Below are 12,014 nucleotides of genomic sequence, written 5' to 3' on the forward strand. Positions count from 1 at the left end.
TGCCTGCTGTCCAGCCATGCATATCAGAACCACCCGGAAATCAAAACGGCCCACCCCAAACAGGGCAGGCCGTTTTTTATCATAAAGGCGACAAATTTATCCGCCGATCATGACTTTTTTGCCGGTTTCAAGCGACAAAAGGGCTGCATCGGCCAGTTCCAGTGCCTTTAACCCGTCCTGCCCGGTCGGGAAGGCGACGTTTTCGCCATTGACCATGTTGCAGAACGTGGTCAGTTCGTTGCGATAGGCTTCGGCATAACGTTGCATGAAGAAATCCAGCAACGGTTCGGCAGTATAACCCGTGCTGCTGGCAATCGATACGGATGTGGCGCGGTGATTGTCGGCCTGCACCATGCCTTTTGACCCATGTACCTCAACCCGCTGGTCATACCCATAGGTCGCACGGCGGGAATTGGTGATGACGGCCATTTTGCCGCTGGCGGTGCGCAGGGTGGCGGTGGCGGTATCGACATCGCCGGTCGCCTTGATCGCCGGATCGGTCAGGACTGCGCCGGTGGCATAAACTTCGGCGACTTCTTCGCCCAGAAGGAACCGCGCCATGTCAAAGTCATGGATCATCATGTCGCGGAACAGGCCACCGGACCGTTTGATATAATCGACAGGCGGCGCACCTGGATCGCGCGATGTGATTTGCACCAGTTCGACCGCGCCAATTGTTCCGGCGGCAATTTCGGCCTGAACGCGGGCAAAGCTGGGATCGAAACGGCGATTGAAACCAACCATCAGTTTGGTGCCGGTATCGGCAACAACCTCCAGGCATTCGCGCACCCGTGCGGCACTCAGGTCAACCGGTTTTTCGCAGAAAATCGCCTTGCCTGCCTTGGCCGCCAATTCGATCTGGTCGGCGTGAAGATCGGTCGGGGTGGCGATGATTACCGCTCCGATAGCGGGATCGGCCAGAATCTCTTCAACACTGGCGCGTTTGGCCCCGGTCAGGGCGATGGCGGCGGACGCCGCCGCATCAATCGGGTCATAAATAGCAGCAATGCGCGCATTGGGCAGCGATTGAACGGCCTTTGCGTGGGTGACGCCAATACGACCGGCGCCAAGCAATCCGATATCAAGCATGTTTTTGGTATCCTTAACCAAGTGTCGGCATGGTGAATTCAGGGTCCGTGCGCTGTCCGGAAGGCCAGCGGGTGGTGGTGGTTTTCAGGCGGGTATAGAAACGGATACCTTCCATGCCATGCATGTGATGGTCGCCAAAGATCGAAGCTTTCCATCCGCCAAAGCTGTGAAAGGCCATCGGGACGGGGATCGGCACATTGATGCCGACCATGCCGACCTCGATATCCTGACTGAAGGCGCGGGCGACGTCGCCGTCACGGGTGAAAACGGCCGTGCCATTGGCATATTCGTGGCTGTGAATCAGATCGACGGCATCCTGATAGCTGTTACGGCGAACCACCGACAGAACCGGGCCGAAAATTTCGTCACGGTAAACCGACATATCGGGCGTGACATGATCCAGAAGGGTGCCGCCAATATAATAGCCGTTTTCATAACCCTGTTTGTCCTGACGGAAAGTACGGCCATCCACAACGACTTTGGCGCCTTCCTTTTCACCGGCATCAATATAACCATGCACTTTATCAAGATGCTGTCTGGTGACCAGCGGCCCCATTTCCGATGCCCGGTCGGCGGCCGGACCGATTTTAAGGGCGTCGATTTGCGGCACCAGTTTGGCAACCAGCGCATCGGCAACGGCATCGGTGACGGGAACCGCAACCGAAATCGCCATGCACCGTTCCCCGGCTGAACCAAAGGCCGCCCCCATCAGGGCATTGACCGCCATATCCAGATCGGCATCGGGCATGATCACCATATGGTTTTTTGCCCCACCCAGTGCCTGCACCCGTTTGCCGTTTGCCGTTCCGGTGGTGTAGATATACTGCGCAATCGGGGTGGACCCGACAAAGCTGATCGCCTTGACATCGCGGTTGTGCAACAGGGCATCTACGGCTTCTTTATCACCCTGAACAACGTTGAAAACGCCATCCGGCAAACCGGCCTCGGTCAACCATTCGGCAATCAGAAGCGATGGCGACGGATCGCGCTCGGACGGTTTGAGGATAAAGGTATTGCCACAGGCAAGGGCGACCGGGAACATCCACATCGGCACCATGCAGGGGAAATTGAACGGAGTGATCCCGGCCACGACGCCCAGTGCCTGACGCACTGAATGACTGTCAACGCCGGTGCCGACATTTTCGGTAAAGTCGCCCTTTAACAGATGTGGTGCACCAGTGGCAAATTCGACAACTTCAAGACCACGGGTGACTTCGCCCAGCGCATCATCATGGGTTTTGCCATGTTCGGCGCTGATGGCTTCGGCCAGTTGATCGGCGCGTTCCCACAGGATGGTTTTAAACCGGTCCAGAATACGCGCCCGGCGCAGTGGCGGGGTTTTGGACCATGCGGGCCATGCGGCCTTGGCAGCGGCAACGGCTGCATCAACCTCAGCCGTGCTGGCAAGGGCGACTTTTTTGTCGGTATCCCCGGTTGCCGGGTTAAAGACATTCTGACTGCGGCCAGACGTGCTGGCAACGCGGGTTCCATTGATGTAATGGGCAATTTCTGACATTTTCTTCCCTAATCTGGTTGTGTGGACTGGCGGCGACTATTTGCTGTCGCGCTGAAAAATCCAGTCATGGTCGGGATGATTCTGGAAACGCCATTTGCGGATCGGGCCCGCCATGACGTTCAGATAATACATTTCATAGCCATAAGGTGCGCCGCAAGGATGATGCCCCCTGGGCACCAGCACCACGTCGCCATCCGCCACCGCCATGGTTTCATCCAGCGTTCCGTCTTCGGTAAAGACCCGCTGAAAACCGAAACCCTGTCGGGGGTTCAAACGGTGATAATAGGTTTCTTCAAGATAGGTCATGTCGGGGAATTTATCCTCGTCATGACGATGCGGCGGGTAACTGGACCAGTTACCCTGCGGGGTGAAAACCTCGGTCACCAGCAGGCTGTCGGCGATATCGGATTCTTCCATCGCAATCGGATGGATATAACGGGTATTGGCCCCTTTGCCGCGTTCAACCAGCGCAACGTCCCTGATCACACGCGCCGGATAATTGCCCTTGCCCGGTGCGCTACAAATCGCAAGGGTGCACTCGGTGGTCGCCGTTGCCGTCCATGTGCTGTCATTGGGGGCATAGACACTGTGCGGGCTTTTGCGTTCAAAAACACTCATGCGGTCGCCCAGTTCGCCGAAATTATGGCCATCGACCGCAATTTCCGCCTTGCCTTCGACCAGCACCAGAATGATTTCGCGATCCCCGGTGGCCTCGGACACGGTTTCGCCGGGTTTTAAGTGATAAAGCCCGAAACCGACATATCCCCAATTGGCCGATTGGGGGGTGATGTCATGCACCTTGCCGGTTTTGGCAATGGGCTTGCGCAGCAGGTCGGCCATCAGGCGTCTCCTTTGTCCAGTCCGGTGGATCGGGCCATCGCACGCAGTGATTTCAGGCCCATGCTTTGATACTCAAACGGATTGCGGACAGCCGGGTCCTGTTCGGCCTCGATCACCAGCCAGCCGCTATAATTATGTTCGGCAGCAATTTTCAGAACCGGTTCAAATGCCACACCGCCTTCGGGATCGCCGGGTACGGTAAAGACCCCGCGCCGAACACCTTCCAGAAAGCTCAGCTTTTGTTCTTCGACCTGTTTACGAACAGCGGTGCGGACATTTTTGGCATGGATATGGGCCACGCGGTCCATGTAACGTGCGGCAAGTTCCGCCGGATCTGACCCGCCAAACCACGCATGGCCGGTATCCAGCAACAGATGCGTTTTCGGGCCGGTATGGGCCATGAAAGCGTGGATTTCGGCGGGGCTTTCGACAATGGTACCCATATGATGATGATAGACCAGCGTGATACCCTGATCGGCACAGAAAGCCGCGATTTCTTCGACGTCCGATCCGAATTTTGCCCATTGATTTTCCGGAAGAACCGGGCTGTCGGCAAGGGCGGCATTGTCGTTGCCATGAATGGCGTTGCTGGTTTCACACACGATGCAAACCTTGCATCCCATGGCTTTCAACAAATCAAGATGCGGCTGGATCGCCTTTTTTTCATCGGCAACCGAATGGGTCAGCAGGTTTAACGAATGCCATCCCGACACAAATTTCAGGCCATGCGGATCAAGGGCGGCCTTTAGCGCGACTGGATCGGTCGGCATTTTATGGCCTTTTTCGATGCCGTCAAAACCGATTTCCCCTGCCTCGGACAGGCAGGTTTCAAGCGAAATATTTGCGCCAAGGGTCTGATCATCGTCATTGGACCATGCAATCGGATTGGTGCCGTAAAGGATCATTTTTCAATCTCCGGGGCGCTGGTTTTTCAGCGCGGTTTCGTAATTCTGACGGGCGGCGTTCACACTTGGGCGAACCGAAACTTCGGGGATGGCGACATCCCACCAATGACCGCCTGCCTGTGTGGTTGGCAGGGGATCGGTATCAATCACGATGGCGTAACTGCGGTCGGCCTTGCGCGCCTGATCCATTGCGGCTTCAAGTTCGGCAATCGACGATACTTTTTCGGCAATTGCGCCCATCGATGCGGCATGGGCGGTGAAATCAATCGCAGACGGCACCACATGGCGGGCGGTATCAAGAAGGTTGTTGAAACTTTCGCCGCCGGTTGCCATTTGCAGGCGGTTGATACAGCCATAACCGCGATTATCAAGAATCACAGTGATGATTTTGTGACCGAGCATGACACTGGTTGCCAGTTCGGAATTCATCATCATATAGGATCCGTCGCCGACCATGACGACAACATCCCGATCAGGGCAGGCCATTTTAACGCCCAATCCACCGGCGATTTCATAACCCATGCAGGAAAAACCATATTCAACGTGATAGCCGTTGGGTTTGGCGGCCTTCCATAATTTGTGCAATTCACCGGGCAGACCGCCAGCGGCACAAACGAGAATGGCATTGTCATCGACACTGCGCTGGACCGCGCCAATCACCTGTGCATCGGTCGGAAGCTGATTGCCGGTGGGGATGGCGGTGGCCTCATCGACGGCGGCCATCCATGCGGATTTCAATTTGGCATCGGGGCGGCGGGCGATGTGAATACCAAGGTCTGCGCCCAGGTCTTCCAGCACAACCCTGGCATCGCCAGTCACGGCAATGGCGTTGTGTTTGCTGCTGTCATAGGCCGCGACATTGATCGATAAAATGCGGCGGTCCGGGTTTTTAAACAGGGACCAACTGCCGGTGGTGAAATCCTGCAACCGGGTGCCGACCGCAATGATCAGATCGGCATGTTCGGCAATGGCATTGGCGCTGCTGGAACCTGTAACGCCAATTGATCCCAGATTAAGCTCATCATCCCACGGCAGGGCGGATTTTCCCGCCTGGGTTTCGCCAACCGGAATCTGATGGCGATGGGCAAATTCGCGCAAAGTGTCACACGCCCCGGCATAATGCACACCGCCTCCGGCAATGATGATGGGCTGTTTTGCGGCGCGAATGGCGGCAACCGCATCGGCCACCTGATCAGCATCGGCCCGTGGGCGGCGCTGTTTCCAGGTTTTCGGAGTGAAAAAACTTTCGGGCCAGTCATATGCTTCGGTCTGCACATCCTGACAAAAGGCCAGCGTCACTGGCCCACAATCGGCCGGGTCGGTCAGGGTTGCCATCGCACGCGGCAAGGCGGTCAGAAGCTGTTCGGGGCGGGTGATGCGGTCAAAATACCGGCTGACCGGTTTAAAACAGTCATTGGCGGAAATCGTACCGTCGCCAAAATCCTCGACCTGCTGCAGGACCGGATCGGGGGCGCGATTGGCAAAAACATCGCCCGGCACAAACAGCACCGGCAGGCGGTTGACATGGGCAAGGGCGGCGGCGGTGACCATATTGGTCGCGCCCGGCCCGATGGAGGTTGTGACCGCCATTGTCCGTTTGCGGTTGCTGGCCTTGGCATAGGCGATGGCGGCAAGTGCCATGCCCTGTTCATTATGGCCACGCCATGTTGGCAGAGCATCGCCGATACCATGCAAGGCCTCACCAATTCCCGCGACATTGCCGTGGCCGAAAATCGCCCAGCATCCGCCAAAAAACGGTACGCCATCGGCATTATTTTGCACACTCAGATAGCGCATCATGGCCTGTGCTGCGGTCAGGCGTAGGGTTTTCATGCCGTTCCTCCGATTTTTTGCCGTGCAGTATCCCAGACAATGCACAGTTTCTGGTATTTTTCTGCCATATCGTTGATGGCGGTGGCATCATCAATCTTGCCCGCCAGCCACGCCCGTGCCGTTGCCCCGAAAATGGTCCGACCGACGGCAAAGCCGCGCACTAGCGGATGACGGGCGGCTGTGGCGAAACTGTCGATCAGCAGGTCTTCGGTTGAATCCAGACCGAGAACGACAATTCCGCGGCAATGGGGATCGTGGCGTGTGATCATGTCACAGGCATGGTGCCATGCGGCATCCGATTTCATCGGTTCCAGTTTCCACCAGTCGGGATAGACGCCGATCTGATAAAACCGTGCGATGATTGCCGCCGCTGTATGGTCATCGCAGGGGGCGACCTTGGACGGGATTACCTCCAAAAGGAATTCCAGCCGATTGGCCCGTGCCGCATCGGCAAGCCGCAGGATGGTTTCTTCCTGTCGGGATTTCATCTCGTCGCTGTCATCGGGATGATAGAAACACAAAACCTTGACGACATGTTCGAGGGGCCATTCCGACAGCTTGCTGCCCAGATCGGGGCCAATTTCAAGGTTCAGGGGCCGTGATCCCGGATATTCGACAGGGCGACCGATCCATAATCCGCTGCCTGCGGCATCATAAAGCGCATCGCGGCCCAGCCGTTCATCGCATAAAATGCCATATCCGGGCTTATCCCCCGCGACCTTGCGGGTGGCCTGAAGACACAGTTTTTTGAACGCACCAATACGGTCATGGGACACACCGGCTTCATCGGCCATGTCTTCCAGTTGCATACGATGGTCAAAGGCAAAAACCCGCATATCGGGCCAGTCGCCGGTACGATTGGTGGACCAGTGAATTTGTTCCAGGTCCCCGTCATGACGCAGGGCCGGGGTGATCATGCCGCGTTTAAAGAAAAACTGCAATTCTTCCCAACTGGGATAGGCGGGGGCGCAGCCATGCCGCGATACGGCAAAGGCCCCACAGGCATTGGCGTATTTCAGGGATGTTTGCCAATCCTGCCCGGTCAGCCAACCCTTGAGCAAGCCTGACATAAAACCATCGCCGGCGCCCAGAACATTGAAAACTTCCACAGGGAAACCGGGGCCTGAAATCCCGTCATCAAGGTTTTGTCCGATGGCACCGGTAAAGGCCGATGCCCCCATCGGTCCGCGTTTGCAGACCAGAACCGCCTTGGTCAGGGCGCGTACCGCCCGCAGGGCGGCAAGGGTATCGGTGGTGCCGCCTGCTATGTGGAATTCTTCCTCGGTCCCGACGATCATGTCAAACAGATGCAGGGTCGATTGCAGTTCTTTGGTGACGGCATCCGATGCGATAAAGCGGTTTTCGCCATCACCATGCCCGGCAAGGCCCCATAAGTTGGGCCGGTAATCAATATCAAGGGCGGTTTGCGCACCATTGCCCCGTGCAAGATTAAGTGCCTTGAGGACGGCAGCACGGGTCCGCGGATGCGACAAATGGGTGCCGGTCACGGTGACGCAGCGGCTTTCGGCGATAAAGGCCGGATCAATATCATCCTCGCACAGCGCCATATCGGCACAGTTTTCGCGATAGAAAATCAGCGGAAACTGTTCCTGATTGCGAATACCGAGAATGACAAGGGCGGTCAGGCGTTGCGGGTCGGTGATCACGCCGCGGACATCAACCCCCTCTGCTGCAAGCTGTTCACGGATGAAACGGCCCATATGTTCATCGCCGACCCGTGTGATCAGGGCGGATTTCAAACCAAGCCGTGCCGTTCCTGCCGCCATATTGGTGGGGGATCCGCCAATATATTTGTTGAAGGATGCCATATCCTCCAGACGACCGCCGATCTGCGCACCATACAGATCCACAGAAGATCGACCGATTGTAATGACATCAAGGGCCATCAGATGGTTCCTCCGAGCGAACCTTCAAGTTCTGCCAGTTCCTGCCCGCCTGCCATCAAATCCTGCAATTCTTCGGGCGAAATCTGGCCGCGTTCGGCCGTGCCGTGGGTCTGGCCGCGATTGAGCACGGTGAAACGATCCCCGACGGCCATCGCATGACGGACATTGTGGGTGATGAACACAACGCCAATCCCGGTTTTGCGTACCCGGTCAATGGTTGCCAGAACATTGGATGTTTGCCGTACGCCAAGGGCCGATGTCGGTTCGTCAAGGATCAGGACCTTGGCGCCGAAATGAACTGCCCGGGCAATGGCGACCGTCTGGCGTTCGCCGCCCGACAGGGTGCCAACCGCCTGATCGGGCTCGCGCAGGTTGATGCCCATGCGGGCCATTTCCTCAAGCGTGACCTTGTTGGCCTTGTCAAAATCAATGGATTTGAAGGGACCAAATCCCTTTTGCGGTTCACGACCCATCCAGAAATTCCGCGTCACCGACATCAGCGGAATCATTGCCAGATCCTGATAAACCGTCGCAATCCCGGCGGCCATGGCATCACGCGGATTGTCAAACACCGTATCTGTGCCATTGACGCGGATGACACCGCTGCTGGGTTTGTGAACACCGGACATGGTTTTGATAAAGGTCGATTTTCCCGCGCCATTATCCCCCAGAAGGCAATGGCATTCGCCGGGACGTACATCAAAGGACACCCCGCCCAGCGCGATCACCGGGCCAAAATGCTTTTCGATATTCTGCATTTCGATCAGTGGCGTGGTCATCAGCGTTCTCCCGTGATCAGGCGGCGGATATAGGTATTCATGATCACCGCCAGAATAAGGATGGTGCCCAGAAATACCCGGAACAGCGAACTTTCAGCCCCGGCAAAAAACAGGCCCTGTTGCACAACCCCGAAAATCAGCGCACCAAGGGCCGCGCCAATGACCGAGCCATAACCGCCGGTCAGAAGGGCACCGCCAATCACGACACAGATGATTGCCTCGAATTCTTTCAACAAACCACGGTCTGCGGCGGCCGAGCCAAATTCAATCACCTGACAGGTGGCAAAAACAGTGGCGCAAAAGGCGGTAAACATGAACATCAGGATTTTAACCCGATTGACCGGCACGCCGACATACAAAGCTGCGCGGGCATCGCCGCCCGATGCGAAAATCCAGTTGCCAAACCGGGTTTTGGTCAGAAGCCAGTGCCCGAAAATTACCAGAACAATCGCCCAGATCACCATCATCGGGATACCATCCACCACCGGCTGTCCCATGCGGGTGCCACGGGTAAAGGTTTGCAGGACGCCAATATCACCCAGCCACTGAAACAGTCCGGTCAGGATTTTACCGCCAAACAAAAAGGCCAGCGGGTCGCCCACGGCGACTTCCTTCACGCCACCAATAATGGTCTGGCGGGTGGTCAGGATCGACAGCCAGATGGTCAGGCCGCGCAGGATATAAAGGAAGGCCAGGGTTACGATAAAACTGGGCAGGCCGGTCTTGATGACCAGAAAACCGTTTAACGCGCCAAGACCGACACAAATGACAAAAGCGGTGATAATCGACAGCCAGACGGGCCAACCCCACTGGACAGACAGGATGGCAATAACAATCCCGGCAAAGCCGATCATCGACCCGACGGACAGATCAAATTCCCCAGCGATCATCAACAAACAGGCACCCACCGCAATGATGGCAAACTGGGCAGAGACAACGGTCCAGTTCTGAATGCCTTCGGGGGCGAACATGCCGCTGTCACCCGCAATCATCAGAAAGAACACAAAAACCAGAATGGTTCCGCAAATTGCGCCAAGTTCCGGCCGGATCATGGCACGCCGGAGGCTTGAGACTTGCTTTAATCGCTCGTCCGTCATGGCATCACTCTTTGATTAGGGCATGAAGGTGCCAGAGGGCGGTGCTGTCATCGTGCGCACCGCCCCCTGACGGGAGGAAGACTTAGCGGAATTCGCCCGCGTATTTTTCGACCAGTGCGATATTGTCTTTGGTGATAAAGCCCGGACCGGAATTCATGTGGCCGGACGGCAGCACGCCATAGCGCACAAGATTGGTCAGGATCACGACCGGCATATAACCCTGAAGATAGGGCTGCTGATCAATCGCAAAGGCAATTTCGTCGTTTTTGATGGCGGTGGCGATTTCACCGGAAAGGTCGAAAGTACCAAACATCATCTCGCCAGCCAGACCGGCATCGCGCAGGGCGGCAAGGGTCGGGTGGGCCGATGTCGGGCCCAGTGCCAGAACCGCACCGGTATCAGGGTTGGTGGAAAGATAGGCGGCGACCTTGTTCTGGATTTCCGACGGGTCCTGCCCGGCATCAATCATCTGGTTGTCCAGATCGGTGCCCAGCGCATCGGCAAAGCCCTGGCAGCGTTCAACCGACGCCGGGTTGGTGATGTAGTGATTAACGCACAGGAACGATGTTGCACCGGCATCGGCGGCGCGTTTGCCCGCACCGAAACCGGCATCATATTCCGGCTGACCGACATGCATCAGTGCGCCCAGTTCTTCGGACTGCGCCTGAGTGCCGGAATTGATGGTGATCACCGGAATACCCTTGTCAACTGCATCGCGCAACGGGCCTTGCAGAACGTTAAAATCGGCAATGGTGACAATGATGCCATCGGGATTGGTGGCCGATGTCTGTTCGACGATACGGGCCATATCGGCAAGATCGCCAGTGGCCGGATTGCGGTATTCAACGGAAACATCCATCTGGTCGCCTGCAACCTTGATGGCGTTTTTGATGGTGTTCCACCAGCTGTCACTGTCAGGTGCGTGGCTGATCAGAACAAATTTTTCGCCTTCAGCGGCGGCAGGTGCGACCATCCCGGTCAGGGCAATACTGGCTGCGGCAATCGCGGTAAGTGTCTTTTTCAATTTAGCCTCCCTAGTGGCTTTGATATGCAGCGCCCTGTGCGGGCGATACCGTGTGGAGCAATGCGACCGGCGTTTTTGGTTTTGAGGCGACGCCTGATCCGGCAGTAAAGTGTAAGGATCCTTTTGTACCGTTGAATGGAATTTTTATTCCATTTATTTTTTAATGCAACAAATTTTTTCTATTTAGCGTTCCGTTCACGCCGTGCCCCGATGGCCACAGCAAGGGCAATCGCAAGGGAAAGTGTGGCGGACAGGGCACGAAATGCCCCGACATCGACCTCGGAAACACTCAGCGGCAAGGCCCCGGTCCGGCGTAACGGGCTGGTCGGGGTGTCGGTAATCGCGACAACCGTGTTGCCGAGTCCCTGCGCGTAACTGGCAAGATCGACGGTTTCCTGCGAATAGGGGGCAAAGGTGATGGCGATCAAAACATCGCCGGGCCGGATGGCGTTGCGGGGGTTCAGTTTGCCGATGCCATCATGTAACATCGCGGGAATGTCCATTTTTTCAAAGGCATAGCCCAGATAAGATGCCACCGGAAAGGCGCGCCGGAATCCGACGATATGGATCATCGGTGCATGGGACAGAACATCGACCGCCTGTTCGAGCAAATCCGGGTCAATCGATGTTGCCAGATTTTCCAACGACACACGCCCGGCCTCGACAAATTCGGCCAAAAGGGCAGTCGGGCTATCGGCCCCGGCGGCTTTCAGATTATCCAGCCGCGTCGCATAATCGGGCCATTTTTGTGCATAGTTTTCGCGAAACATTTTTTGCATTTCGCTGAAACCGGAAAACCCCAAAATCTGGCAAAACCGCATAAAGGCGGAGGGTTGGACGCCCGCAGCGGTTGCCAGTTCGGCGACGGTCGATACCGCAATCCGGTCGGTATTATGCGCGATATAATCGGCACATTGCCGCACTCTTTTGGGCATGGAATCCGAAACTTCGGCCAGACGATGATTGAATTCCTCAAGCGATACCGGCGCATTTTGCTGTGTCATGATCTCTCTTTATTTTTCTT

Annotated in this window: 10 protein-coding genes; all 10 read right to left on the minus strand. The window is 56.5% G+C overall.

Annotated elements, in window-relative coordinates:
- Nucleotides 1–96: 96 nt before the first annotated feature.
- On the minus strand, nt 97–1,089 hold the full coding sequence (iolG, locus tag Q8O73_RS17870) for an inositol 2-dehydrogenase (protein ID WP_305559560.1): 993 nt from the start codon (nt 1,087–1,089) through the stop codon (nt 97–99).
- 13 nt (nt 1,090–1,102) lie between these two features.
- Nucleotides 1,103–2,605, minus strand: a complete 1,503-nt coding sequence (locus tag Q8O73_RS17875; protein WP_305559561.1) for a CoA-acylating methylmalonate-semialdehyde dehydrogenase — start codon at nt 2,603–2,605, stop codon at nt 1,103–1,105.
- Between the two features lie 36 nt (nt 2,606–2,641).
- The gene (gene iolB, locus Q8O73_RS17880) at nt 2,642–3,445 is read right to left on the minus strand and encodes a 5-deoxy-glucuronate isomerase (protein ID WP_305559562.1); all 804 of its coding nucleotides are present in this window, start codon (nt 3,443–3,445) and stop codon (nt 2,642–2,644) included.
- Nucleotides 3,445–4,350, minus strand: coding sequence for a myo-inosose-2 dehydratase (gene iolE, locus Q8O73_RS17885; RefSeq protein WP_305559563.1), 906 nt, complete (start codon nt 4,348–4,350; stop codon nt 3,445–3,447). The genes iolB and iolE overlap by 1 nt, the downstream gene beginning before the upstream one ends.
- Nucleotides 4,351–4,353: 3 nt before the next feature.
- A complete protein-coding gene (gene iolD / locus Q8O73_RS17890) occupies nt 4,354–6,183 on the minus strand; it encodes a 3D-(3,5/4)-trihydroxycyclohexane-1,2-dione acylhydrolase (decyclizing) (protein WP_305559564.1) in 1,830 nt (609 codons plus the stop codon).
- Nucleotides 6,180–8,093 (minus strand): 5-dehydro-2-deoxygluconokinase, encoded by a 1,914-nt coding sequence (gene iolC / locus Q8O73_RS17895; RefSeq protein WP_305559775.1) that lies wholly within the window; start codon nt 8,091–8,093, stop codon nt 6,180–6,182. Before iolC ends, iolD begins: the two co-directional genes overlap by 4 nt.
- Nucleotides 8,090–8,869, minus strand: a complete 780-nt coding sequence (locus tag Q8O73_RS17900; protein ID WP_305559565.1) for an ATP-binding cassette domain-containing protein — start codon at nt 8,867–8,869, stop codon at nt 8,090–8,092. The genes iolC and Q8O73_RS17900 overlap by 4 nt, the downstream gene beginning before the upstream one ends.
- Entirely contained in the window at nt 8,869–9,966 is a 1,098-nt protein-coding gene (locus Q8O73_RS17905) for an ABC transporter permease (RefSeq protein WP_305559566.1), read from the minus strand. The genes Q8O73_RS17900 and Q8O73_RS17905 overlap by 1 nt, the downstream gene beginning before the upstream one ends.
- Nucleotides 9,967–10,048: 82 nt before the next feature.
- Nucleotides 10,049–10,990, minus strand: coding sequence for a sugar ABC transporter substrate-binding protein (locus Q8O73_RS17910; protein ID WP_305559567.1), 942 nt, complete (start codon nt 10,988–10,990; stop codon nt 10,049–10,051).
- A 179-nt stretch (nt 10,991–11,169) separates the two neighbouring features.
- On the minus strand, nt 11,170–11,994 hold the full coding sequence (locus tag Q8O73_RS17915; RefSeq protein ID WP_305559568.1) for a MurR/RpiR family transcriptional regulator: 825 nt from the start codon (nt 11,992–11,994) through the stop codon (nt 11,170–11,172).
- Between the last annotated feature and the right edge of the window lie 20 nt (nt 11,995–12,014).

Origin of the sequence: Thalassospira sp. (genome assembly GCF_030690045.1) — a bacterium.
Taxonomy (GTDB): Bacteria; Pseudomonadota; Alphaproteobacteria; order Rhodospirillales; family Thalassospiraceae; genus Thalassospira.